24 protein-coding genes and 1 CRISPR repeat array are annotated in these 25,708 nt (G+C 37.8%); of the genes, 17 read left to right on the top strand and 7 right to left on the bottom strand.

Annotated elements, in window-relative coordinates; all coding sequences use genetic code 11:
* Positions 1 to 2 precede the first annotated feature (2 nt).
* The 5 genes from NITER_RS05755 to cas2 (NITER_RS05735) all read left to right on the top strand — a co-directional run bounded on the left by NITER_RS05755 (position 3) and on the right by cas2 (NITER_RS05735) (position 3,020).
* Positions 3 to 974: a WYL domain-containing protein gene (locus NITER_RS05755; protein WP_143779633.1), complete on the top strand. Its 972-nt coding sequence runs from the start codon at positions 3 to 5 to the stop codon at positions 972 to 974.
* 42 nt (positions 975 to 1,016) lie between these two features.
* The gene (locus tag NITER_RS05750) at positions 1,017 to 1,400 is read left to right on the top strand and encodes a hypothetical protein (protein ID WP_084275444.1); all 384 of its coding nucleotides are present in this window, start codon (positions 1,017 to 1,019) and stop codon (positions 1,398 to 1,400) included.
* Positions 1,390 to 1,665 (top strand): CRISPR-associated endonuclease Cas2, encoded by a 276-nt coding sequence (cas2, locus tag NITER_RS05745; RefSeq protein WP_084275445.1) that lies wholly within the window; start codon positions 1,390 to 1,392, stop codon positions 1,663 to 1,665. Before NITER_RS05750 ends, cas2 (NITER_RS05745) begins: the two co-directional genes overlap by 11 nt.
* Complete coding sequence (gene cas1, locus NITER_RS05740) at positions 1,662 to 2,558, top strand: CRISPR-associated endonuclease Cas1 (RefSeq protein WP_084275446.1); 897 nt, start codon at positions 1,662 to 1,664, stop codon at positions 2,556 to 2,558. The genes cas2 (NITER_RS05745) and cas1 overlap by 4 nt, the downstream gene beginning before the upstream one ends.
* 189 nt (positions 2,559 to 2,747) lie before the next feature.
* Positions 2,748 to 3,020, top strand: a complete 273-nt coding sequence (gene cas2, locus NITER_RS05735) for a CRISPR-associated endonuclease Cas2 (RefSeq protein WP_084275447.1) — start codon at positions 2,748 to 2,750, stop codon at positions 3,018 to 3,020.
* Positions 3,021 to 3,185: 165 nt separating this feature from the next.
* Positions 3,186 to 3,878: a CRISPR direct-repeat array (repeat unit 36 nt; unit sequence ATTACACCGATGACCCGATTTTAAGGGGATTGAGAC).
* 663 nt (positions 3,879 to 4,541) lie between these two features.
* On the opposite strand, the gene NITER_RS05730 is transcribed toward cas2 (NITER_RS05735), so the two are convergent.
* Positions 4,542 to 4,946, bottom strand: coding sequence for a hypothetical protein (locus NITER_RS05730; RefSeq protein ID WP_143779634.1), 405 nt, complete (start codon positions 4,944 to 4,946; stop codon positions 4,542 to 4,544).
* A 46-nt stretch (positions 4,947 to 4,992) separates the two neighbouring features.
* Positions 4,993 to 5,334, bottom strand: a complete 342-nt coding sequence (locus NITER_RS05725) for a hypothetical protein (protein ID WP_084275450.1) — start codon at positions 5,332 to 5,334, stop codon at positions 4,993 to 4,995.
* 418 nt (positions 5,335 to 5,752) lie between these two features.
* Here NITER_RS05725 and NITER_RS05720 point away from each other — a divergent pair, with 418 nt between their 5' ends.
* Both NITER_RS05720 and NITER_RS05715 read left to right on the top strand, forming a co-directional pair.
* Entirely contained in the window at positions 5,753 to 7,705 is a 1,953-nt protein-coding gene (locus tag NITER_RS05720) for a M3 family metallopeptidase (RefSeq protein ID WP_084275451.1), read from the top strand.
* Positions 7,705 to 8,886 carry an EAL and HDOD domain-containing protein gene (locus tag NITER_RS05715; RefSeq protein WP_084275452.1) on the top strand — a complete coding sequence of 394 codons (1,182 nt, stop codon included), beginning with the start codon at positions 7,705 to 7,707 and terminating at the stop codon, positions 8,884 to 8,886. Before NITER_RS05720 ends, NITER_RS05715 begins: the two co-directional genes overlap by 1 nt.
* Here the strand turns inward: NITER_RS05715 and NITER_RS05710 are convergent.
* From NITER_RS05710 to NITER_RS05700, 3 genes are all read right to left on the bottom strand, one after another.
* Complete coding sequence (locus NITER_RS05710) at positions 8,869 to 9,696, bottom strand: ketopantoate reductase family protein (protein ID WP_084275453.1); 828 nt, start codon at positions 9,694 to 9,696, stop codon at positions 8,869 to 8,871. The genes NITER_RS05715 and NITER_RS05710 overlap by 18 nt on opposite strands.
* Entirely contained in the window at positions 9,693 to 11,237 is a 1,545-nt protein-coding gene (locus tag NITER_RS05705) for a fatty acid--CoA ligase (protein WP_084275454.1), read from the bottom strand. The genes NITER_RS05710 and NITER_RS05705 overlap by 4 nt, the downstream gene beginning before the upstream one ends.
* Before the next feature lie 112 nt (positions 11,238 to 11,349).
* Complete coding sequence (locus NITER_RS05700) at positions 11,350 to 12,510, bottom strand: OmpP1/FadL family transporter (RefSeq protein ID WP_084275455.1); 1,161 nt, start codon at positions 12,508 to 12,510, stop codon at positions 11,350 to 11,352.
* A 101-nt stretch (positions 12,511 to 12,611) separates the two neighbouring features.
* Between NITER_RS05700 and NITER_RS05695 the strand changes: the two genes are divergently transcribed.
* Genes NITER_RS05695 through NITER_RS05650 form a run of 10 tightly spaced genes read left to right on the top strand, consistent with a single transcriptional unit; the run spans position 12,612 to position 24,034 of the window.
* Positions 12,612 to 13,118, top strand: a complete 507-nt coding sequence (locus NITER_RS05695; protein ID WP_231988937.1) for a peptidylprolyl isomerase — start codon at positions 12,612 to 12,614, stop codon at positions 13,116 to 13,118.
* Entirely contained in the window at positions 13,115 to 14,986 is a 1,872-nt protein-coding gene (locus tag NITER_RS05690) for an NAD(+) synthase (protein WP_084275456.1), read from the top strand. Before NITER_RS05695 ends, NITER_RS05690 begins: the two co-directional genes overlap by 4 nt.
* Positions 14,986 to 16,065: an epoxyqueuosine reductase QueH gene (locus NITER_RS05685; protein ID WP_084275457.1), complete on the top strand. Its 1,080-nt coding sequence runs from the start codon at positions 14,986 to 14,988 to the stop codon at positions 16,063 to 16,065. The genes NITER_RS05690 and NITER_RS05685 overlap by 1 nt, the downstream gene beginning before the upstream one ends.
* Positions 16,058 to 16,504, top strand: coding sequence for a 3-hydroxyacyl-ACP dehydratase FabZ (fabZ, locus tag NITER_RS05680; protein WP_084275458.1), 447 nt, complete (start codon positions 16,058 to 16,060; stop codon positions 16,502 to 16,504). The genes NITER_RS05685 and fabZ overlap by 8 nt, the downstream gene beginning before the upstream one ends.
* Complete coding sequence (gene lpxA / locus NITER_RS05675; protein ID WP_084275459.1) at positions 16,504 to 17,277, top strand: acyl-ACP--UDP-N-acetylglucosamine O-acyltransferase; 774 nt, start codon at positions 16,504 to 16,506, stop codon at positions 17,275 to 17,277. The genes fabZ and lpxA overlap by 1 nt, the downstream gene beginning before the upstream one ends.
* Positions 17,274 to 18,509, top strand: a complete 1,236-nt coding sequence (gene clpX / locus NITER_RS05670; RefSeq protein ID WP_345741483.1) for an ATP-dependent Clp protease ATP-binding subunit ClpX — start codon at positions 17,274 to 17,276, stop codon at positions 18,507 to 18,509. Before lpxA ends, clpX begins: the two co-directional genes overlap by 4 nt.
* A 9-nt stretch (positions 18,510 to 18,518) precedes the next feature.
* The gene (locus tag NITER_RS05665) at positions 18,519 to 19,553 is read left to right on the top strand and encodes a rod shape-determining protein (RefSeq protein WP_084275461.1); all 1,035 of its coding nucleotides are present in this window, start codon (positions 18,519 to 18,521) and stop codon (positions 19,551 to 19,553) included.
* Positions 19,546 to 20,295: a rod shape-determining protein MreC gene (gene mreC, locus NITER_RS05660; protein ID WP_084275462.1), complete on the top strand. Its 750-nt coding sequence runs from the start codon at positions 19,546 to 19,548 to the stop codon at positions 20,293 to 20,295. Before NITER_RS05665 ends, mreC begins: the two co-directional genes overlap by 8 nt.
* Positions 20,296 to 20,339: 44 nt before the next feature.
* Positions 20,340 to 23,594 carry a carbamoyl-phosphate synthase large subunit gene (carB, locus tag NITER_RS05655; RefSeq protein ID WP_084275463.1) on the top strand — a complete coding sequence of 1,085 codons (3,255 nt, stop codon included), beginning with the start codon at positions 20,340 to 20,342 and terminating at the stop codon, positions 23,592 to 23,594.
* The gene (locus tag NITER_RS05650; protein WP_084275464.1) at positions 23,594 to 24,034 is read left to right on the top strand and encodes a Sua5/YciO/YrdC/YwlC family protein; all 441 of its coding nucleotides are present in this window, start codon (positions 23,594 to 23,596) and stop codon (positions 24,032 to 24,034) included. The genes carB and NITER_RS05650 overlap by 1 nt, the downstream gene beginning before the upstream one ends.
* Here NITER_RS05650 and NITER_RS05645 read toward each other — a convergent pair.
* Positions 24,031 to 25,158 carry a cytochrome-c peroxidase gene (locus NITER_RS05645; protein ID WP_084275465.1) on the bottom strand — a complete coding sequence of 376 codons (1,128 nt, stop codon included), beginning with the start codon at positions 25,156 to 25,158 and terminating at the stop codon, positions 24,031 to 24,033. The two genes, NITER_RS05650 and NITER_RS05645, sit on opposite strands and share 4 nt — an antisense overlap.
* Before the next feature lie 72 nt (positions 25,159 to 25,230).
* Positions 25,231 to 25,686 (bottom strand): hypothetical protein, encoded by a 456-nt coding sequence (locus NITER_RS05640; protein ID WP_084275466.1) that lies wholly within the window; start codon positions 25,684 to 25,686, stop codon positions 25,231 to 25,233.
* Positions 25,687 to 25,708 lie beyond the last annotated feature (22 nt).

Here is a 25,708-nt window from a genome sequence, read left to right as displayed (position 1 = left end):
CATTGAACTATTTAACAGCTGATGAGATTATTTTGGCGATAGGATTGACAGTGACTAAAAGCAGAAAACTCCTTGCATTTTTGATGTATATTCAAAAACATAGAAAATTCTGTATCAAACATCTTGCAGAATTGCTTCAAACTTCTGTGCGAAATGTACAGAGGTTAAAAGCTGAGATTGAAGAGTTTTTTCAGATTTCATTTATCCCAACTACAAAAGGCTGTTACGCATTGCCGCAAACGTTGGCTATAGGGGATCTTCTGCCTTCAAAAAGAGATTTTGGAGAGTATGAAAAATTTATAGATGTTTTGATTTTGACCAATAGCCCTTTTTTACAATATCTTGGCTTTTGCCCAAACAATATAATTAAAAAAGATGACAAAATATTCTTCATCAAAGAGCCTCCTTTCGAAGAGTTAATAGCTACAAAACATTTGCAGATCCTCAAAAGCGCAATCTATTTCAAAAAATATATCGATATAGTCTATAAATCTGATAAAACGTATTATTTTAGTAAAGTAAAACCGCTTAAAATTGTTTTTGCAGAAAATAACTGGTATTTGGCGATTTTGAGCAAAGATCCTATTAATAATGGTTTTAAATTTTTAAGAATCAATTTTATTCAAGAAATAACGCAACATCCGAATACATTTAAAACACCAGCAGAAGTAGACTATTTTTTCAAAAATTTCCAATCTCTCTTTACAAGTTATAATGAGCCATTTTTTCCTGTAACTGTAAAAGTTGATGCAGAGGTTGCAAGGCATTTTAAGGTAAAAAAGTTTTTAAAATCTCAAAAAATTCTCAAGGAGCATGAAGATGGTTCGTTGCTCATAGAATACAATATAAACAACGACAATGAAATTCTCCTTTTGGCCAAGAGATGGCTTCCTCATATGAGAATAATATCCCCTGCATATCTTCAAAAAGAGCTTGAAAATCTTCTATTAAAGTTTCTAAACGACAATAATTGACGGTTTTATCTACTACAATCTCCTCAAAAACTGGAGGTTGTTATGAGAAAAATTGTTTCTTTGTCTCTCATGTTGGGAGTCTTATTCACAGGATGTGCCAAAAAGGCTGAAGATATCAATGCTGCGTATGTATCTCCATTGCAATACCGTCATTACTCTTGTGAACAGCTTCAAGACGAGATGGCAAGAGTTTCTGCAAAAGTATCTGAAATTGCAGGTGTTCAAGATAAAGCTCATAAGCGAGATGTATTAGCAACCACTGTGGGTTTAGTAGTGTTTTGGCCGGCTCTTTTCTTTTTGGCAAGTGGCGACAAAGCTGAAGAATTAAGCCGCCTAAAAGGTGAATATGAAGCGTTACAGCAGTCTGCCATTAAAAAAGATTGTAGTTTTGTTGCATCCTTGAAAAGCAGAGTCGATGAAGACTAAACTCTATCTTATTTGTTATGACATAGCAGATAAAAAGCGACTCTATAAGGTAAGAAAAGTAGTTTACTCTTTTGCCTTTGGCGGGCAAAAGAGTGCAGTGGAGAGTTATCTATCACAAAAAGATCTCGAAAAATTGATAAGAAAACTCTTTTTGAGAATGGATGCTGAAGTTGATAGAATCAATATTGTTGAAGTTGAAAAGGATGCTATTTTGCTCGGCAAAGCAAAGCAGTTGCCTTTTGACAAAGGAACAGTTGTTATATGAATAGAGTCATCATCGATAGAGCGTCATCAATAGAGATAAAAAGCACTGTTTTGGTAATAGACAATGAGATGAAGCTCCCATTGAAGGCTATAGATTATCTCATACTCTCACATAGAACCGATATTTCACTCAAGGATATTGCAACAATTGCCAAAAATGATACTGCAATCTTGATAGTAACTACAAACCCAAAAGAGTTTATCCATATTCAAAAAAAATATAACAAAAATGCGCACCTCAAAGAGGCTCAATATCACGCTCTTGTCAAAAGAGTAGAAATTGCAAAATTTATTCTTGAAGCGAAGATCCATAAATCATACGAAACGCTCAAGCACTTCAACCTCAATTTTGAAAAAGGAAAAATTTTAAAAGAACTGCAAAAAGCAAAAGATCTTCAAACCCTTTTAGGAATTGAGGGTAGTTTGGCAAAAGAGTACTTCAAACACTATTTTACGTTATTTCCAAAAATTTTAGCCAAAGGGCAAAGAAGTAAAAATCCGCCTCTTGATCCGGTAAATGCTCTGCTATCCTATGTATATACTATCTTCTATTTTGAAATATCAACATGGCTTCATTTTTATGGTTTTGAGCCACTTATTGGCTATTTACATACCTCTTTTAGAGATCATTTAGCTTTGAGTTCAGATATCTTAGAGTTTTTCAGAGCTGAAATTGACAAGTTTGTAGCATATCAATTTCTCGATAAGCATCTTACAATTCAGGATTTTTCTAAAAATAAGAAAAGTGTACTGCTAACGCACAATGGAAGGAAAAAGTTATGGACAAATCTCAAGATTTTCATAGAAGGCCAAGAGTCAGCAATAAAGCAAACCCTCGCAACAATGAGAGATATTATCGAAAAAAACTCATCATTAAATCAAATGCCAAAGTAAAAGCTAATGATGGATATCTGGATATCAGAATCGAAGATACTCAATTTATTGTTTCATATAACAAAATTTATGCACTCTACCTCAGTCTCAATACCGAAATATCACTGCGCGAACTCTTCTATCTTACAAAATTCTTTAAAGTTTATATCATTGATGCACGTAGATACATAGTGGGAAGAGTGGTAAATTATGAAAAGAAGTGACTATTTGATCTGCTATGACATTAGCAATCCAAAAAGACTTCGCAAAATTGCAAAATTATTAGAGCAAGAATGTATAAGGATCCAATACTCTATCTTCCTTGCAAAGAAAGCAACTAAAGAGGAGATTTATGCGATAGCTGATAAACTTACCGAACTTATTGATCCAGATGAGGACGATGTAAGAATATACAAAATCAAAGATCATGGTATATACATGGGTGTTGCGTATGATTTGAAAGAGATATTTCTCATACGGTAAATGTGTTAAAGTTTCATTTAAGTATTAAATGAGACTTAAAGTATCGATTTTTCGGAGATCGATTTTCGATAAAAAGACAAATAATGGATACTAAAGTAAATTTTAAGAAAACTATTGATACACTAAATTATCGTATTTATGGGTATTTGACAACTTGTTGTTACTATTACACCGATGACCCGATTTTAAGGGGATTGAGACTTAAGGATTTTTTAACTTCAAGCTTTTGTTCACTATATTACACCGATGACCCGATTTTAAGGGGATTGAGACCAAGCTTTTGTTCACTATTTAACTCTTCCCATTTAGCTATTACACCGATGACCCGATTTTAAGGGGATTGAGACTTAATGATTTAACTGAATGTGCTTCAAAAGCTACATCAATTACACCGATGACCCGATTTTAAGGGGATTGAGACATAATAGCCTCTTAACATGCCTCTAATAACTTATTACACCGATGACCCGATTTTAAGGGGATTGAGACTTTCCTGATAGTTCCTCCCATTTAGCTATATCTGGACTAAATATTACACCGATGACCCGATTTTAAGGGGATTGAGACTCAGCCACATCCATTGCAGTGTTGAAGCGATAATCATAATTACACCGATGACCCGATTTTAAGGGGATTGAGACAGCACTTTTTTTACATTTGATGAAATAGCACCTACATTACACCGATGACCCGATTTTAAGGGGATTGAGACACTTCTATTGCAAGCTTATCTGCCTCTTCAAGCCTTCATTACACCGATGACCCGATTTTAAGGGGATTGAGACTAATGTCAGCCAATTCTTTAGCTGACAATTTTTTCAAATTACACCGATGACCCGATTTTAAGGGGATTGAGACTCATATTATGTCCTTTCAAAAAAAGAACCACTTTTCTTATATTACACCGATGACCCGATTTTAAGTGAGCGAGGGCAAAACGAAGTTTTAGGACAACAACTGCTTGTTGTCCGTGCCTGAGCGAAATCTGCGAGTATATGTGAGTCCTAAAATCAAGGATTTTAGTGACGAATATACGAGCAGATGGTTTGCTTTGAAATAAATGAAGTTGAGCGAAGCGAAACAAATTTATGATTTCATTAAATCGCAAGCCAAAGGCTTAAGAAAGCAAACTGCTTTGCTTTCGTTCCAAAGCGAAAGCCGTAAGTATATACGAAGTAGAAATTCAAGAAATTTCGTGTCTGAGCATATGAGTGGCTGGTTTACCCTGAAGCAAACGAAGTTGAGTGACGCGAAACAAGTTTGTGATTACTCCTTTATTTTAAAAATTTCAATAACCAGGTGGGCTATTTTCGCTTTACTCAAGTAAGTATTTCTATAGGATCTCTTGAAAAAAAATCAAAACATAGTACACTCGAAGCATTTAAAAACTTGGGCTATTCAGAACTTATCTATGAAAGACTAAAGCTGCTGCAGATTATTAATAATGATTTAAACTCCATTGATATTGAATATATGGATAAGATTAGGATGGAATTGGAGGATTTAGGTAAAGAGTAAATTTTATATTATAATACTATTAAAGCCATAGGTTGACGCGGTGATTCTCCCGGCCGTGCCGCCTCGCACAGAGGAACGGGCAAAGGAGGAGGTGGGAGCCCTCTTGCCTATGGCATAATTTTGAGCTGCTATATGTTCTTTTTCTTGCTCTACTTTTAAAGACTCTTTTAGCGCTTCTAAAATTTTCTCTTGCAAGCTATTTTTTGCTTGAATATTGCCAAGAATTTCAACAAGTTTTTTATTGAGCTCTAAAAATTTCTTCTTTTGGGCATCTGTAAGCTTATCATAGTTTTGTTCAAGCACTTCAATTTGATATGGGATATCCATTATCTCATTTTCAAAAGCCTCTAAATCAAAATATTTTAAGTTTATCTCGTAGCTTTCTAAAAACTTTTCTAAATTTTTCATCAGTCGTACTTTTTTTAATTTTTGCTCCAAACTCTTTATGCTTCACCTAAAAAGGCTTTTTTGTCTCATCTATTTTGTAGCTTGTTAATATTGTACCATATTCATTAAACACAACAGCCAAATTACCAAAAGATGCATATCGAATCCTATCCCAACTTTGTTCATATTCGGCTACAACGTATGTTTCAGCGTTTGCCAGACAATCTATGGTTTTATAGAGATATTCCTCTTCATTTCTGATAGTTTTTTCAGCCAATCTTTTTTCTATATGCTTTAAATAATCTTGCTCACTATTCCAGACTTTTTTGAAGCTTTTGATAGCTTGCAATGTGCTTGTGGCATCAAAGTCTTTGAATTTACTTATAATATTGCGCTCATATTCTTTCATTTTACTATTATATCCTATCACCTCTTTGTATCTTCGTATCGGATACTTCGGTCTTAGCCTGTTAAAATCCTCTTAATATCCTCTCCTCGTTTGAATTTCTCAAGCTTTTGATAGCTGCCAAGGATCTTTTTTCATATTTTTGAAAGGCTATTTTTATAGCTTCACTATTTGTTACACCAAGGATCCATTCTCAGCACGACAAAAGAGGGTAGCGCGCCAAAGTGCGCTAAGAGTTTTTGCGAAAATCTTAAGAATTTTGTACTTGGCATACAAATATCTAGTTTATCTTGAAATAAACGAAGTTGAGTAAAACAAGAATATTTTTTAATCTGCATAAAAATCATTGAAAGCTTTGCTTTATTATAAAATTAGCGATATTTTGGATAAAATGAAGAAAAAAAGTTTTCAAGGAGGCTTAATGCCTAAATTCCCAAAGTTTACAATTACTGAAGAGAATATTGAAAAGCAAAAAGAGCTTGTATTAAAAACAATTGAGGAAAATAGAGAAAAACTTGCAAATCTTTTGACAATTCCAAAAAAGAGCTATGAAAACTTTGTAAGACCTTTGCAGCTTATGGAGGAGAAACTTGGATTTTATTTTAGTCCTATTAGTCATCTGAACTACGTCAAAAACTCTCCTAAAACGCAAAAGGTTTATGATGAACTCTTGCCTGAGCTTAGTCGCTATCATACAGAGCTTGGGCAAAATGGTGCAGTGTATGATGCTCTCAAAGAGATTTTTGAGTTGCAAGATCTCAGTAATGAGCAAAAAAAAGTGGTAACAGATATGCTCATAGAGTTTGAGCTTAGTGGTGTAGCATTGCCTCAAAAAGAGCAAGAGGAGCTTAAAAAGATTAATATAAAATTGAGTGAACTTTCAAGCAGTTTTGCCCAAAACCTCCTCAAAGCTACTGATGAGTATGAGATGCTCATTACAGATCCAAAAGAGGTAGCTGAGATGCCAGAAGATGAGCTGAGGGCTGCCAAAGTAGAAAATGGATGGCGCTTTACTCTCAAGCAGCCAAGCTATATTGCTTATATGACTTATGGTCCAAGCCGCGAGCGGAGGGAGGAACTCTACAAAGCCTATGTAACGAGAGCGCCAGAAAATGAAAAACTTATTAATGCTATTTTGGAATTGCGCCATAAAAAGGCAAAGCTATTGGGATTTAAAAATTATGCCAAGCTAAGTTTAGAGACAAAGATGGCGCAAAGTCCAGAAGAGATAGTGAGCTTTTTAGAAGATCTTGCAAAAAAGAGCAAACCTCAGGCACAAAAAGAGTTTGAAGAGCTGCAACAATTTGCCAAAGAAAATGGTGCTGCCTATGAATTACAGCCCTACGATATTGCTTACTGGAGCGAAAAACTCAAAATTGCAAAATTGGATGTGGATGATGAAAAGTATAAACCCTATTTTGAAAAGGATGCAACAGTAAATGGACTTTTTACTTTTTTAAACAGACTTTTTAAACTACAGTTTCAAGAGATTGATACGCCTGTTTGGCATGAGAGTGTCAAATGCTATGAGATCTCTTTGCCTCACAGACTCGTAGGAAGACTCTATGTGGATTTGGAAGCGAGAGAAGGTAAGCGAGGCGGAGCATGGATGGATGAGTGGGTAACGCACCATGTAGATGAAAAGGGAGAGGTTGTCTATCCTGTTGCCTATATTGTGGCAAATTTTGCTCCCAGTAGTGATACTGCTCCAAGTCTTCTAAGACCAGATGATGTGGTAACGCTTTTTCATGAGATGGGACATGCTTTGCACCATCTATTAAGCGAAGTTAAAGAGCCTGCAGTCAGTGGCATTGCAGGAGTTGAGTGGGATGCTGTGGAGTTTCCAAGCCAATTTTTAGAAAATTTTGCCTATGAAGAGGAGGTGCTAAGTCTTTTTGCAAAGCATTATCAAACAGGAGAGCCCCTTCCAAAAGAGATGATAGAAAATCTTAAACGAGCCAAAAATTTTCAAAGTGCCATGGCAATGGTACGTCAGCTTGAATTTGGTCTTTTTGATATGAAAGTACACATGCAGTGGCCAGTGGACGTACAGCAAATACTAGATGAAGTTCGCAAAGAGGTAAGTGTGGTGCCTGTACCACCATACAATAAGTTTCAATGGGGTTTTGGTCATATCTTTGCGGGAGGATATGCAGCAGGGTACTACAGCTACAAGTGGGCAGAAGTATTAAGCGCTGATGCATTTTTTATGTTTGTGGATAATGGCATTTATAATGATGAGATTGCCGAAAGTTATCTGCAAGAGATACTTTGTAAAGGTGGAAGTCGTCCAGCAATGGAGAGCTTTAAAGCATTTGCAGGTAGAGAGCCAAGAAGTGAAGCACTTCTCAAACTTTGCGGAATAGAGGGGTAATGTCTAAAGAGGTGGTTTTTGCGAGGCAACCAATTTTAGATAGAGAAGAGAGACTGTTTGGTTATGAACTGCTTTTTCGTGGCGAAAAACAACAATTAACAGATAGAGGTGCTACTAGTCTAGTTCTAACAGGTTTTTTGTTTAGTAATTTTATGGCAGTACTGCATAGAAAGCTAGGATTTATCAATATAGATGAGACGCTTTTAGTAAGTGGTACAATAGAGTCTCTTCCCAAAGAGTATTTTGTTATTGAGGTATTAGAAAAGGTTGAAATATCTCGTGTGGCACATATTTTAGAAAAACATAAAAAAGCCGGATTTCAGATTGCACTTGATGATTTTGTGGCAAACTGGAATGCATTTGATAAATACAAGAAATTTTTTTCACTTTTTGATATTGTTAAATTCGATGCTCTTCATGAAGATTTAGATGAAGATGCTTTAGAGAAGATTGTAATAAGTCTTAAGAAAAACGGTATTAAACTTTTGGCAGAAAAAATAGAGACAAAAGAGCAGTATGATAGATTCAAGGAACTAGGTTTTGACTATTTTCAGGGTTACTATTTTATGAAGCCACAAATAGCTCGACAAAAAATAGTGATGCCATCAAAAAATGAGATATTAAAGATATGGTCAATGAGTGAGGATGAGTTTGAAGAAATCGTTGAAGCATTGAAAAAGAGTCCAGAACTCTCATTTAATATTTTAAAACTTATAAATTCATCTTATTTTAATCTACAAAAAGAAGTTGCTTCTATTAGTCAGGCGGTTGCCTACCTTGGTATCAAAAATCTTAAAAAGTGGCTTCTACTCATGTTTTTTGCACATGAAGGAGGTGATTTTGATACAAATCCTTGGGTAGCTGTGGCAGTAAGCCGTGCTACATTTTTAAATAATATAGCTTCAAGGTTGGAACTTGATAGCGATAAAGCATATCTTGTAGGAATGCTATCAGTGTTAACGGAAGTGCTTGGAGAGAAGGAGGAGATTTTAGCAGAGTTTCCATCCCTTGATGAAGAGATACATAAAGCGATAGTGGCTCATGAGACACCTTATGGGTTGCTGTTACGTATAGCACAAAAACTGGAGCGAGGAGAGTTTGAAAAGATAAATAATCTTGTAGAGGATCTTGAGGTAAAGCCAGAAGAGATAGCAAAGAGCTATTCATCTTCTTTGTTCTAAGAGTCTATTATGAATCTGTGTAAAAAGTGGTGACTTTTGTGCAAGATACCCAATGAGATTATCAACTTCGCTTGGAGCCCCTTTTTCAAAATCGAGTTGCATAGAAGTTTTTGCATTGGGTGGAGACTTTTCTAAAAGCATTATTGAGCGCTCAATATCTTCTTCATTAAGAGGAATTCCTTCTTTGTTTGCTATATCTTTTATCTCTTTTAAAAGCCTTGTAAATTCGTCAAGATGGTTTTTTGCAATCTCACCAAACGTTGCATTATAAAGAGTCGTTAAAGCTGCAGTTGCTGCAATAAAAAGGTACTTTTGCCAAATAGCTTTGTCGATATCTTGAGGCATTTTATATTTAATTTCAGCAGTTTGTAAGATGTGTGCAAGAGTCTCATTTTGCTCAGTAACTACAAGCGCTCCTTTACCTTTGAGTTCTATTGTATCTGGTGCTACTTTGTTTGCGATAATATAGATTGCGCCTTTGAGGACTTTGGCTGTGGGAAAGAGTTTTTTTAACTGGTTATATGGCTCGATCCCATTGAGAAGGGGTACAATGATGGTATGAGTATGGATATGTGTTTGTAGCTCCTTAGCTCTTTGTGGAAGTACAGTACTTTTTGTAGCAAAAAAGATAATATCATATACCCCTTTTGGTTTATCGAGAATATGAGGATGATAGGTTTGCAGTTTGCCATTTTCAATGAGATGGAGTTGCTGCATCGATTTTGAAAGAAGATCCACATGAAAATGTTCACTCAGTTTTGCGGCAATATAGCCGCCAACTCCACCACCTCCTACTACTGCTATTTTCATTGTGAGAGCCTCTCTTTGAGTACCCGTTTGAGCACTTTACCTGTTGCGTTTTTTGGAAGTTCATCGACAATAAATATAGATTTTGGGATCTTATAGTTGGCAAGATGTTCACGCAAATATTTTTTTATCTCGCTCTCACTGATCTGCTCACCATCTTCGCTCTCAATATAGGCCACTGGTACCTCTCCACTCTTTTCATCTTTGATTCCAATAACAGCTGCAGCTTTTACGAGTGGATGTGAAGTGAGCACCTCTTCGATCTCTCTTGGATAGATATTGATGCCTTTGGAGATGATGAGATCTTTTTTACGATCTACTATGAAGATAAAGCCATCTTCATCCATATATCCAAGATCCCCGGTTCTTAGCCATCCATTGACAATTGTTTCGGCTGTCGCTTCTGGCCTTTTCCAGTAACCTTGCATTACATTATCACCTTTGACGATGATTTCACCAATCTCTCCAAGCGGAAGCTCTACCATATCTTCATCGACTATTTTCACAGTAACACCTGGAATTGCTGGGCCTACTGATTTTGGTTTTTGCTTATTGGGAAGATTCACTGCAACAACGGGACTTGCTTCGCTAAGGCCATACCCTTCAAGTAAAACCCCTTTTTTAAAGCGCTTGCGAAAACGTTTGAGCGTATCTTCTGGCAGCGCTGCTGCTCCACTTACATAATATTTCACACTATTAAACCAGTGAAAATACCATGGAAGTTTTGCTTTGGATAGAGCATTGTATACATCAGGGACGCCAACAAAGATTGAGACACGCTTGAGTAAAACCTGCTTGATAATATTAGAAAAAGGCATGATTGATCTAATAATAACCACCGGGGATCCAAAATAAAGGGGCATAAGTATAGTAACGGTAAGAGTAAAAGAGTGAAACATAGGCAGATATACAATAAAACGCTCTTTTGGTTTAATTTGTAGAAGCTGCTCGATGCCTAAAATATTAGAAAAGATATTGCGGTAACTAAGCATTGCACCTTTTGGTTTACCAGTTGTGCCAGATGTATAGATAATAACAGCAATATCGTCGATATCTACACTTTGTGTAATCTTTTCATGGGATTCAAGATTGGATAAGATCTCATTAAAAGAGATATTATTCTCATCTAATCCATTGTATTCGCCCTCCCATATAATTTTTTGTACTCCGGTACGGCTAAAAATATTTTGCAGCTCTTTTGAAAAATCTGCGCTGGCAACGAGTATTTTAGCTTCAGAGTCATTAAGTATAAATACAACCTCTTCTTCTTTTAAAAAATTATTCACTGGTACGGGAATGGCTCCTAGTTTTTGCGCAGCAAGGAGTGCGACAATAAATTCAATAGAGTTTGCCAAATAGAGTGCTATTTTATCGCCTCTATGAACGCCTATTAACTCTAGAAATCTTGCAAATGTGTCTACTTTGAGCAGCATACGCTCAAAGCTAATTTTACGATCTCCTACATAGTATGCAGTAGCTTTGGGGCGTTTTTGGGCATGCTCTTTGAGAACTTCGTAAAAGCTGTTGTATTTGTAATCAAACATCTATCAATACCTATAGCAAAGAGATAGATTGAGTAGATGTGCACGCACATTACTAAATTTTCCAGCTATGCCGTTATTATTGCGATCAAGTGGCGAAATAGAGCGCTCTACCTTATAGTCTATAGAGATAGCTAATACCAAAAGAGAGATTTTGTGTATGGTTATAGAGTGCACCAAGAGAGAGAATGATGGCATCTGCATCTGGAAGCTCAAATCCTACACGATTTGTTGGCACTGGTGTTTCATCGTATGCAAGACCATACATAGTTGTGAATTTTGGACTATTTTTGTGAGTAATACCCACTCTAAAAGTATTTGTATCTTTCCAATTTTTTGCTTTTGGTTGTCCAAGTACCGCTTCTGCAAATTGATTATTGTAAAAATTAAAATCGAGGTTTTTATATTTACTCCAGTATGTGCGTTCATACGTAAACTCTACTCTTGTGTTTTCACTCATCCAAAGTGCTGCTGCTAGAGTGAGTGTTGCTGGAAGCGGTACTGCAACATTAGCTTTGGTGTAGTAGGGAATAAGCGTTGTAAGATCTTGTGGATTTTTAGAAAGAAGATATTTGCCTAGATACCCTTTTGCAGATCCAACCTCTTGCAAGCTAATTTTTGATCGGTATGTTGCTGCAAGGGTAAATGTAGGATCGATACGGTAGGCAAGGGCTAAATTGTATCCCCATTTAAAATCGGTATCTCCATCGAGATCCTCTTTATAGAGATGAGGAAAATGGACACGTACTTTTCCATCACTATAAAGAGCCCTCACTCCTGCAGCTATCGCAACTTTATCAGTAATTTTATATGAAACAGAAGGGTTGATTTCTGCTATGCGGAGTGTAAACTCCTCTGCACTCCAGATTTGAGGCTGTGTTGTCCATCTTTTTGAAAGTCCTCCGGGAGTTACTATACTTAAACCAAAACGAAGACCTTTGTACTCTTTTCCTACCCAATGTAGATGTGGAACTAAAAATCCCTCTTTTTTACTTCTGGCATTTGCAGGCTCAAACTGTTTAGTTTGCGGAGAGTAGACCTGGCCAGTAAAAGTGATTTTTGGCAAGTAGATGCCGGTAAGACTAAATTCAAAAAAGCTATCATTTGGCATAAAACTCATATTAGCTGGGTTAAAATATGCTGCATCTGCATGATCTGCTCCAGCAACATACGCACCAGAAAGGGCTACACTTCTAGCCGACTGTTCAGGGAGTTTGTATGCTGCGCCAAAAGAGAGTACTGAAGCTGCTGCTGTGATTGCTAAAACCTTTTTCATAGCTAATCCTTAAAAAAGAAATTTATAAAATTGTAACAAAGATTAAGATAAAATCTATTTAATGTACAAAAGAGACAAAAAATTATAAAAGGTTTGCGAAGATGTTAAACATATTTGGAAAAAAGCTCAAAGAGTATGATTTGAGTAATGTAGATACGTACCAGTGGGCTCATATAAAAGTAAAAGATAAAGGAGATATCTGGATAAAACTCTTTCCTGAAGAGGTACCAAATACAGTAGCCAACTTTGCCTATTTAGCCAATAGTGGTTTTTATGATGGACTCAAATTTCATCGTGTTATTAAAGGATTTATGGCACAAGGTGGATGTCCCGAAGGAACTGGCAGAGGAGGACCAGGTTGGGCGATAAAGTGTGAATGTGACAAAAATGTACATAAACATAAAAGGGGAGCAATCTCTATGGCACATGCTGGCAAAGATACAGGAGGAAGCCAGTTTTTTATCTGTTTTGTAGATTGTCCTCATCTTGATGGAGTTCATACGGTTTTTGGACAGATCCCTGAAGATGATGCCGCATCTTTTATGACTCTTGATATGATTGATCAAAACGACATTATAGAAAAGATTGAAGTCAAAGAGACAAGATGAGTTTTTACCGCGTTGCTGCAGTGAGTCCCAAGCTCTCTCTTGGCGATATAGCTGCAAATGTTGCTATCATCAAAGAGCTCATGCATACATACAAAGATGCTGCAGTAATAGTTTTTCCTGAGCTCTGTATAACTGGTTATACAATGGGGGATCTTTTCTTGCAGCAAGAGGTAGAAAAAGAGGTTTTGGCAGCTATTGAGGAGCTCAAGGCTGCAGCAATGGACTCAATTGTGATTATTGGTGCGCCCCTTTGGTTTCGCCAGAGGCTCTATAACTGTGCAGTTATTTTGCAAAATGGAGAAATAAGAGGTATTGTGCCAAAGAGCTATTTACCAAACTATCGTGAATTTTATGAGATGCGCTGGTTTGTGAGTGGTAAAGAAATACATGGAGAGACGCTTCTTGGTGCTCCTTTTGGTGTGGATATTCTCTTCCAAAGTGGCGAACTTGTAGTAGGAGTGGAGATTTGTGAGGATTTGTGGAGCGTAATTCCCCCCTCACTCTATCAAGCTGCAGCCGGGGCAAATCTTATTTGCAATCTCTCTGCAAGCGATGAGGTGGTTGGCAAATCAGCATATCGTACAGAGCTTGTGCGCACCCAGAGTGCAAGAGGAGTATGCGCCTATGCGTATGCAAGTAGTGGTGTGGGGGAGAGTAGCGCAGATGTGTGTTATAGCGGAGCTACACTCATAGCAGAAAATGGAGCGCTTTTAGCACAAGGAGAGCGGTTTTCTTTTGCCTCACAAGGCTGCATTGCTGATATTGATACGGCTAAGCTGAAAAATCTACGTGGTACAGAGACAAGTTATGCACAAAGCGAGAGAAGATCTTTTCGCATTGTTGCATGCGCAGATGTTCCTGTCCAAAAAACTCCAAAACGCTATTACGATCCCCACCCTTTTGTTCCTGGCAAAAAGGCCGATAGAGATGAGCGATGTAAAGAGATCTTTTCGATTCAATCGAGTGCTCTTGCTAGGCGCATACGGCAAATTGGAGATCCTAAACTAATTATTGGAATAAGTGGAGGGCTCGATTCTACACTTGCGCTTCTTGTGTGCGTTGAAGCGTGTGAGAAACTTGGTAAATCACGTAAAGATATTATAGCAGTTTCTATGCCAGGATTTGGAACCACTGAGGGCACAAGGAAGAGTGCTAAAAAGCTAGCAACTACGCTTGGAGTAACGTTTAAAGAGATTGATATCGTTGATACAGTAAAAAAACATTTTGCAGATATTGGTCATGATGAGAGTGTGCATGATGTAACCTTTGAAAATGCCCAGGCGCGCTATCGTACAATGGTGCTTATGGATCTTGCAAATAAGTTGGGTGGTATCGTTGTAGGAACTGGAGATTTGAGTGAGATTGCACTAGGGTTTAACACATACAATGGTGATCATATGGCTATGTATAATGTTAATGCAGGTGTACCAAAAACACTGGTCAAGTATGTGATAGCTTGGGTAGCTAGTGTGAAAAAGGATCTGAGTGAAACTCTTACTAAGATCATTGAGCGTCCTGTTTCTCCTGAACTTTTACCAGCACAAGGGGAGAAAATAGTACAAAAAACTGAAGAGATTATAGGTCCTTATGAGCTGCATGACTTTTTCTTGTATCATTTTGTCAAATATGGAGCAGAGCCAAAAAAACTTCTCATGATCGCAAAACTCGCTTTTGGTAAAAAATACTCTGAAGAGACTATCAAAAAGTGGCTAAAAGTTTTTATTAAGCGCTTCTTTGCAAATCAGTTTAAACGTGATGCTATGCCAGATGGTGTAAAAGTTGGGACAATTGCACTAAGCCCTCGGGGTGATTGGCGTATGCCAAGTGATGTAAATGTTGCTATGTGGCTAAAGGAGTTGAAAGAGTAATGCTAGTACATATATGTTGCAGTGTAGATAGCCACTTTTTTCTTGAAAAACTTAAAGAAAAGTATCCTCATGAGAGACTTGTAGGTTTTTTTTATGATCCCAATATCCATCCTTATAGTGAGTATAAACTGCGCTTACTAGATGTGCAAAGAAGTTGTAAAAGATTAGGTATAGAGCTTATTGAAGGGGAGTATGATTACGAAAATTGGCTGCAGGCTGTGAGAGGTTTAGAAAATGAGCCTGAAAAAGGGGAGCGGTGCAGGGTTTGCTTTGATAGACGGCTGCATGTGAGTGCTAAGAAAGCAAAAGAGTTGGGAATTAAACGCTATACCACAACACTTCTTGTAAGTCCTCTCAAATCGCAAGAGCAGCTCAAACAGAGTGCCTTCGAGGTAGATAGCAAGCTTGGTACGGAGTTTGTTTTTGTAGATTTCCGATCCTTTGGAGGGACACAGCTACAAAGCAGGGTTACAAAAGAGCAAAAGCTTTATCGCCAAGACTATTGCGGCTGTCTCTTTGGGCTTTCACAGCAGCGTGCGCAGCAAGAGGTGATTATGGATGAGATGCTCTCTCCTATTACTCGCCAGATTTTGCCAGCCTCAATTGAAGAGCGTCTTGCACTCTATCAAAAACGCATAAAATTAGAAGAACAAAATATCTCTTACACAATTGTAAGAAAAAGATTTTTGAATTATAGACTTTTGAGAGGATTTGTTCGAATAAATAAAGAGGTTGTTCCAAGCTATATTTTGAGCTATTCCCATCTACGCCGCAACTATGCAAGAGCAAGAGTTGAAGAGATTATTGATGGTGTGGGGTATGCAAATAGAGATGAGATTCGCATCATAGATCTTGAGTATTTACGTAATTATATGAATGTGCAAAGCATGAAGGAGCTTTATTACCGAGGAATTCCTTGGGAGCTTGAGCAAAAGATAAGAGCTGATATAGATGGAGAATGGAGTTTGTCACCTATTGTAGTTTTAGATAAAATTCCAGATAAGTTTGAGATTGCTATTGATGCAGTAAGCTACAAAGATGTAAAAGAGAAATTAATTATAAAGGATAAGAATGCTTGATGTGATAGCTATTCAAGAGATTTTACCCCATAGATTTCCCTTTTTGCTAGTTGATAGAGTAACAGAGATTCAAGAGGGAAAGAGTATTATAGCTTATAAAAATGTCAGTATATCTGAGCCAGTCTTCCAAGGGCATTTTCCAGGCCATCCTATATATCCGGGTGTTATGATAGTTGAGGGAATGGCACAGGCTGGTGGGGTGCTTGCATTTAAGAGTGCAAGCGAGTCTGAACAGGAGGCTGCAAAAGATAAAGTGGTCTATTTTATGAGTATTGATAAATGTAAGTTTCGCAATCCCGTACGTCCAGGAGATAGACTAGAATATCGTCTTGAAGTTCTTAAACATAGAGGAAATATCTGGGTACTTGAAGGAAAAGCTTACGTAGATGATAATCTTGTAGCTGAAGCTGAGCTCAAAGCTATGATAGTGGATAAGTGATGATACATCCAACTGCAATCGTAAAGCCAGGTGCTCAGATTGGTAAAAATGTTAATATAGGTGCTTATGCCTTTGTCTCAAAAGATGCTGTTATTGAGGATGAAGTAACCATTATGCAAGGAGCCATCATAGATGGCAAAACAAGAATTGGTGAAGGTACAAAGGTCTTTTATAATGCAGTAGTAGGCTCTATTCCACAAGATCTTAAATTTAAAGGTGAAGAGGTAGAGCTCATAATTGGTAAAAATAATATAATAAGAGAGTTTTGTTTTATAAATCCAGGTACTGAAGGGGGAGGTGGTAAAACAGTAATTGGTGATAATAATCTTCTTATGGCATACGTGCATGTGGCACATGACTGTATAATTGGAAATAACTGTATTTTGGCAAATGCTGCTACGCTTGCTGGACATGTGGAATTGGGAGATTTTGTTGTCATTGGAGGAATGACACCAATACACCAGTTTGTGCACATTGGTGATTATGCTATGATTGCAGGAGCTAGTGCAGTGAGTCAAGATATTCCACCTTACTGTCTTGCTGAAGGTAATCGTGCAAAGCTGCGAGGATTGAATCTTACAGGAATTAGACGCAGACTAGGCAGCGATGTTGTTAATGCATTAAAACAAGCATATAAAGAGCTTTTTTTGAGTGGTAGACCTTTGCAAGAGGTAGCAAAAGAGCTACTTGAAGAGTCTCACAATGAACATGTAAAAAATTTGGCACAGTTTGTGCTTACAACAAAAAGAGGGATACCATATAGAGGTGAATGATGTTAAAAAAGTGTAGTTTTTGTGGAAGTTTTGAGAGTCGTGATAATCCTTTGATAGCTGGACAAGAGAAGAGTGATGTCTATATTTGTAAAAACTGTATAGTCTCAGCATATAAAATTCTTTTTGGAGATATCAAAGAGCAGAGTGAAGAAGAGATAAAACTTGATTATCTTCCTACTCCAAAAGAGTTAAAGGCTATTTTAGATGAGTATGTTATAGGGCAGGAAAAAGCTAAAAAAGTTTTTAGTGTTGCAGTATATAACCATTATAAGCGCATTTTCAAACAAAATGAGATTGAAGAGGATGATACAGAGATTGCAAAATCAAATGTTCTCTTTATCGGTCCTACTGGGAGTGGAAAAACTCTAATGGCGCAAACGATGGCGAAAGTGCTTGATGTTCCTTTAGCAATTGCAGATGCTACGAGTCTTACTGAAGCCGGATATGTGGGAGAGGATGTAGAAAATATCCTTACACGTCTCTATCATGCAGCAGATGAAGATGTGAAAAAGGCAGAAAAGGGTATTGTTTTTATTGATGAGATAGATAAAATTGCTAGACTTAGTGAAAATCGAAGCATCACACGAGATGTGAGTGGTGAAGGAGTACAGCAAGCCCTTTTAAAAATTATTGAGGGGAGTGTAGTTAATATCAGTGCAAAAGGTGGCAGAAAACATCCAAATCAAGAGTTTGTACAGATAGATACGTCAAATATTCTCTTCATTTGTGGTGGTGCATTTGATGGTTTAACTGATATTATTAAGCGAAGGCTTGGTGGTAATGTCCTTGGATTTGGACAAGAAAAACGTAGTAAAAGAGATGAGAGCGATCTCCTTAACTATGTAGAGCCAGATGATCTTGTCCATTATGGACTTATTCCAGAGCTCATAGGGCGTCTTCATATGATAGCTACACTCAATGAACTGAGCCGAGATGATATGGTACGCATCTTGACTGAGCCCAAAAATGCTCTTGTGAAGCAGTATAAAAAGCTTTTTGCTCTTGATGAAGTGGAGCTTACTTTTGAAAAAGATGCCCTTGAAGCAGTAGCTGATCTTGCTATCAAAAGAAAAACAGGAGCGCGGGGCCTTCGTAGCATTATGGAAGAGATAATGATGGATATTATGTATGATCTGCCTGAATATAAAGGGTATGAGGTTATCATTACAAAAGATGTGATTACCAAAAAAGCAGCACCACTGCTTGTAAAAAAACAGAAGAAGAGTGCATAAGGGCGGAGTATGATTTTTGATAAAGTTATAGGGTTTTTTTCCAATGATATGGGAATCGATCTTGGTACAGCGAATACTTTAGTGCTGAGTCGCGGCGAAGGGATTATTATCAATGAGCCCTCTGTTGTAGCAATCAAAAAAGATAAATTTGGTAGGCAGCGCATCCTTGCAGTAGGACATGAAGCAAAAGAGATGGTAGGAAAAACTCCAGGCGATATTACAGCCATTCGTCCTATGAAAGATGGTGTTATAGCAGACTTTGATATAACTGAAAAAATGATTCGTTACTTCATTGAAAAGGCTCATAAACGCAAAGCTTTCATCCGCCCGCGTATTATTATTTGTGTTCCCTATGGTTTGACACAAGTAGAGCGTAAAGCTGTCAAAGAGTCAGCCCTCAGTGCTGGAGCAAGAGAGGTTTATCTCATAGAAGAGCCGATGGCAGCAGCAATTGGTGCAGGACTTCCTGTTAAAGAGCCCCAAGGAAGTTTAGTGGTGGATATTGGAGGAGGGACAACCGAGATTGGTGTGATCTCTTTAGGTGGTCTTGTTGTGAGTAAATCTATTCGCGTAGCTGGGGATAAAATAGATAATGCTATTATAGATTATATAAAGAAAAAGTATAACCTTATCATTGGAGATAGGGTAGCTGAAGAGGTAAAAATAGAGATAGGTACTGCTATGCCTCTTGATGAGCCTCTCAAGATGACTGTAACAGGAAGAGATCAGGTAGGAGGCCTTTTAAATAGTATAACTATTACAAGTGAAGATATTTATGAAGCAATGCGAGAGCCAATTAAGGCTATTGCAGAAGCACTCAAAGATGTTTTAGAGCAAACCCCGCCAGAACTTGCTGGTGATATCATAGAAAATGGTATTGTGCTAACGGGCGGTGGTGCTCATATTCGTAATCTCGATACTTACCTTTCACAAGCGGTAAAAATTCCTGTTTATATTGCAGAAGAGCCACTTCTTGCTGTTGCAAAAGGTACTGGAAAAGTTCTTGAAGAGATAGAGATCCTCGAACAACTCGCTAATGATTAAAAGAGTAGGTTTTGTCATAGCAGCATTGCTACTGGCGCTGCTCTTTTTTGAGATTGATTCACATTTGCGCAATGCAATACTTACTTCTACCAATTTTATTAAATCAACTGTAGTAAAAACATTAGATAATATTGATGCTTTTTTTTATAAATATCTCAATCAAGCAGATAAAATAGCACAATTACAGCGAGAAAATAGAGAACTACAAAAATCGCAACTTCTTGTAGCAGATCTCCAGCAGCATCTCCAATCACTTATGCATGATTGCAATATTTCACTTCCATATAAAGTAGATTTGCGGTATGTACGTGCCTTAGCATATGAAAAATTTGGAGATTTTACTGCATTATGGCTAGATACAAAACTGCAATCCCAAAATATTGCTGGGCTACTTAAAGGAGAGTATGTTGCAGGTATAGCCATTGAAAAGAATGGCAAAACACTTGCACTGCTCAATGGTAATACAAAATGTAGCTATGGAGTTATTATTGGGGAGAAAGCACAAGGTGTTGCGACTGGAAGTGGTGATAATAGATTCGTCATTGTCAAATATATCCCAAATTATGAGAACTTTCACGTAGGACAACAGGTTGTAACAAGTGGGCTTGATAAGATTTTTGTCTATGGACTGAAAGTGGGAGTTGTAATCAAAATCTGGCAAGAAGGAAGCTATAAAGTAGCTAAAGTACGTACTTTTGCTAATTTATCCCATCCAAGATTTTTTTGGCTAATGAAGTTATAAAGAACTTTTCGATAAAATCAAAAACTAAAATCACAAGGGTAACAATGCCAAAAAGAGACGATATCCACACGATTCTCCTCATAGGCTCAGGTCCCATCGTTATAGGCCAAGCATGTGAATTTGACTACTCAGGAACTCAAGCAGTAAAAACTCTCAAATCTTTAGGTTATCGCGTAGTTCTAGTAAACTCCAACCCTGCAACTATTATGACTGATCCAGGCTTTGCAGATCGCACATATATCGAACCAATTACAGAAGATATTATCTATAAGATTATTCAACAAGAAAAAGTTGATGCGATCTTGCCTACAATGGGTGGGCAGACTGCTCTTAATGTTGCAATGAGTATGTATGAAAAGGGGATGTTAGAGGGAGTAAAATTTCTTGGAGCAAATCCAGAGGCTATTAAAAAGGGTGAAGATAGACAGGCTTTCAAAGAGGCGATGCTACGGCTTGGTATGGATCTTCCAAAGAGCCGTTACGCTTACAGCCTCGAAGAGGCGATGGAAGCAGCCCGTGAAATTGGATTTCCTCTTATTATCCGCGCTTCTTATACACTTGCTGGTGGTGGAAGTGGTGTAGCATACAATATCGATGAATTTAAAACTCTTGCAGCCAAGGGTTTAGAGGCAAGTCCTATTAGTGAGATTCTCATCGAAGAGTCGCTTCTTGGCTGGAAAGAGTATGAGATGGAGGTAATCAGAGATCGCGAAGATAACTGTATTATTGTCTGCTCCATCGAAAACCTCGATCCTATGGGCGTACATACAGGAGACTCTATCACTATAGCCCCAGCTCTCACTCTCACGGACAAAGAGTATCAACGTATGCGCGATGCCTCTTTTGCAATTTTGCGAGAGATTGGTGTGGATACTGGTGGGAGTAATGTGCAGTTCGCAGTCAATCCAAAAACTGGGCGCATGATTGTTATCGAGATGAATCCCAGAGTGAGCCGCTCAAGTGCACTTGCGAGTAAAGCTACAGGTTACCCTATAGCAAAAGTAGCGACGCTGCTTGCTGTTGGCTATACCCTTGATGAGATCGAAAATGATATTACAGGTACTGCTGCAAGTTTTGAGCCAACGATTGACTATATTGTAACAAAAATTCCACGCTTTACTTTTGAAAAGTTCCCACAAGCTGACTCTACACTTACTACATCTATGAAAAGTGTTGGCGAAGTGATGGCAATAGGACGCACCTTTAAAGAATCTGTCCAAAAGGGGCTTTGCTCACTAGAGACGGGACTTGCTGGATTTGAGAAGATTGAAGCAGATATCGAGACTATCAAGCATGAAATCCGCCGTCCAAATGAGAAACGCCTCCTCTATATTGCGCAAGGTTTTCGTGAAGGATTGAGTGTAGAAGAGATCCATGAACTCTCACAAATCGATCCATGGTTTTTGTATCAAATAGAAGAGATTGTGCAGTTTGAAGAAAAAATAGATCTTGATATTTTGCAAAATGAAGAGATGCTACGCAGAGCCAAAACATATGGCTTTAGCGATAAGATGATTGCAAAGCTTATCAATGAAAAAGAGCATACAGAGCTTACAGAAAATGATGTGTACAGCGCCAGAGTCTCTTTAGGAATTGAACTTGAATACAACGAAGTAGATACTTGTGCAGCAGAGTTTCCAGCCCTTACTCCCTATCTCTATAGCTCTACAAATATTACAAAACTTCCAAAGGTGCAAAAAGAGTCAAATGAAGAGAAGGTGCTTATCATCGGTGGAGGCCCAAACCGCATTGGGCAGGGGATTGAGTTTGACTACTGCTGTGTGCACGCTGCCTTTGCTCTCAAAGATATGGGGATTAAATCAATTATGTACAACTGCAACCCTGAAACGGTCTCTACTGATTATGATACAAGTGATATTCTCTACTTTGAGCCTATCGATTTTGAGCATGTGCGCAGTGTCATCAAAGAAGAAAATCCAAGTGGTGTGATAGTGCACTTTGGAGGGCAGACTCCCCTCAAACTTGCCAAGCCTCTCACAGCTATTGGAGCTAAAATTGTAGGAACAAGTGCAAAAGTGATAGATTTAGCTGAAGATAGAGAGAAATTTAGCGAATTTATAGCCAAAAATGGACTCAAACAGCCTCCAAATGGGACAGCTTTTACCAAAGAAGATGCTTTGAAAATTGCAGAAGAGATTGGATATCCTGTGCTTGTGCGACCAAGCTACGTTCTCGGTGGGCGAGCAATGCGCATCGTCTATAATGAAAGTGAGCTTAAAGAGTATATGGATGAGGCAGTGAGTGTCAGCCATGAATCTCCCGTTTTAATTGATAAATTTCTCGATCACGCAATTGAACTTGATGTAGATGCTATAAGTGATGGTAAGAGAGTCTATATCGGTGGAATTATGCAGCATATCGAAGAGGCTGGGATCCACTCTGGTGATAGTGCTTGCTCTTTGCCAACAGTGACGATTGACGAGAAGATTTTATTTGAAGTTGAAGAGCAGACTGCAAAAATTGCCCTTGGACTTGGCGTAAAGGGATTACTCAATATCCAATATGCAATCTATAAAGATGAGGTCTATTTGATTGAAGTAAATCCAAGAGCATCGCGCACCGTGCCATTTGTGAGTAAAGCTACAGGTGTTCCGATGGCAAAAGTGGCAACGCGCGTGATGATCAAAGGTGATCTTGTAGAAGCGCTTCAATATTATGATGAATATGGAGTAGTAGATTTTAGCCAAGAAATTCTCAAACCAAAACTCAAAAATCATATAGCCGTAAAAGAGGCGGTATTTCCATTCAACAAACTTCCTGGAGCCGATTTATTATTAGGGCCTGAGATGAAGAGTACCGGGGAGGTAATGGGGATAAGTGAAAGTTTTGGAGAGAGCTTTGCTAAATCACAGTTTGCAGCAGGTAACCGCCTGGCAACTGCTGGAAAGCTCTTTTTATCGCTGACTGACTATGATAAGCCATATGCCCCAGAGATTGCGAGACTTTATAAAGATTTAGGATTTGAGATCGTTGCTACGCGAGGAACGCATAAAATCTTAGAAGATGCTGGAATTGAGAGTACATTGGTACTTAAAATTAGCGAAGGGCGTCCGAATATCGAAGATATGATTAAAAATGGTGAGATTGCAATGGCAATCAATACAAGTGACAATAAAGCAAGTAAGAGTGATGCAAGAAAGATACGCGAGCAGGTGCTGCGCCATCAGATCCCTTACTTTACAACTATTTCAGCAGCAAAAGTAGCAGCTGAAGCGATTAAGAGCCTGAGAGCCAAAGAGCTTACTCCAAAAGCGCTGCAAGACTACCTCAGCGAATAATGGAACCCACAAAAGTTTACCTTGCTCAAACCGACACAACTGTCGGTTTTTTGAGCCAAGATAGTGAAAAACTAGCACAAATTAAAAAACGTCCTCCCTCCAAACCATTTCTCATAGCAGTATCTTCATTGAAAAATTTACAAAAGTTTGTAAGAGTTCCCAAAAAGCACAAAAACCTAGTGAGGCGAGCGAAAAAAACTACTTTTATCTATCCGAATGGCAAAGCTTTGCGTGTGATAAATAGCGGGGAGCACTATAAGTTTTTACAAAAGTTTTGTTGGTTCTATTCTACAAGTGCCAATGAAAGTGGAAAGAGATTTGAGAGAGAGTGGGCTATAAAGCGAGCCGATATTGTTGTAGAAGATTGGCGAGGGCTCTATGAGAGTGAGCCATCAAAGATTTTTAAATTGTCAAAAAAAAGAGTTGTGAAAGTTCGCTAAATACCATAATCAACTATTTTGCCTTCTAATGTGTGGAAAAATGCTTCTATAGCATCAATTTGATTCTCATTTAACTTTAAGTCTCTTTGATATTTCCCCATAATACGAATGGCTTCTTTGAGGTCTTTTACAGCTCCATTGTGAAAGTAGGGGGCAGTTTTTGTAATATTCCGTAAGATTGGAACTTTAAAATATCTTGCACTATTTTTGCCATAGTAATGGCCAAAATTAGGAAATGGATAGGGTTCATAAGAAATATTTGTATCGAAACGTAATTCTTTGAAGTAGTATTTGCCCTCATGAAAACCAAAAACCGGATAAATTGGAGTATGGCGCTCAATGATAGGGAATTTTTGTATAATTTTCCCACCAATACTACGTCCCATATGGCATGCTTTACAACCGATGCTAATGAAAAGTTTCAAACCTTTTTGCTCTTTTGGATTCAATGCACTCAGATTACCATCGAGAAAATCATCAAACCGCCCTCGTGTGAGGAGTGTTCGTTCATAGGCTCCTATCGCTTTGGTAACACGATCAAATGTAATAGTCTCATCGCCAAAAACCTCTTTAAACATCTTGCGGTAAGATGGATTTTGTCGTACCCGTTCTACCACCTCTTTTGGCGTCATTGCCATTTCAAAAGGTGCTTGTAATGGCCCTTTGGCTTGTTCTTCGACACTTTTAGCTCTTCCATCCCAAAATTGAAACTTTTGAAGCGCTGCATTAAGTACAGTTGGAGAATTGAGATGATGAGGATTTTTTCGATTCTTATAACCGATTGCTGTTGGCCTGTTATCATCTCCACCACTATCGAGATTATGGCAGCTTGCACAGCTAATCGTTCCATCTCTAGATAGGCTTGGATCAAAAAAGAGCATTTTTCCAAGAAGAATTTTTTCTTTTGTGAGTCGATTGGATGGTGTATCAAGGAGTTTCATAAGATCATTAAAATTTTTGGGATTGGATCGAAATCCAGCTGCAATCGCTTGTTTGCGTAGCTGCTGAGGGGAAATCTCTTGACTAGAAGTTTTGAGGATAATATATGTACTCATTTTTCCGACAATATAGGGAGTTGAAAAAATAAAAAGAGGTAACACAATAAAAATTAAGACTTTTTTCATTTTTTTTATTTATCTCCTTTTAGTTCTTGTTTCTATTGTAAACTTTTTTTATTCTCTTTATATTGATTCTTATCAATTCTTTAAAGGATTCTCATCCCGGTGTGGTTTCCAGCACTCATTGAAGAATTTTTGTTCATTTTCTAAGAGCGCTTTATCACATGAATCTATTATATTTTTTGCCCACTCTTCAATTTTTTTGCCAGCTTCTTCGCCAAATTTCATAAAGACTGCTCTATTGTAATCTTCACTAGTATATGTCTTTTCTCCGACAAAAGGTAGCCCATTGAGCGCTTGGAGTTTAAATAGAGTAAATGTCTCAACATCTAGATTTTCTGGTGTGATTTTAAGCTTTTTAGTGACATATTCTCGCTCTTTTTCCCTGCGCCTTCTATAAGAGAGGTTTTTAAATATTGCATACTTTGTAGCTTCTGCGATGCCAATTGCTTCAGCTATCTCTTCATTAAATCCTAAAGCAATTGCGCGAAACTTTTGGAGTGCTGCCATTTTGGGAAAGCGGTTGATAAACATTGCAAACTCCTTTTAAATATAA

It is taken from the genome of Nitratiruptor tergarcus DSM 16512 (assembly GCF_027946175.1).
Classification (GTDB): Bacteria; Campylobacterota; Campylobacteria; order Campylobacterales; family Nitratiruptoraceae; genus Nitratiruptor; species Nitratiruptor tergarcus.
This window is presented reverse-complemented; position numbering and strand designations above follow the sequence as displayed.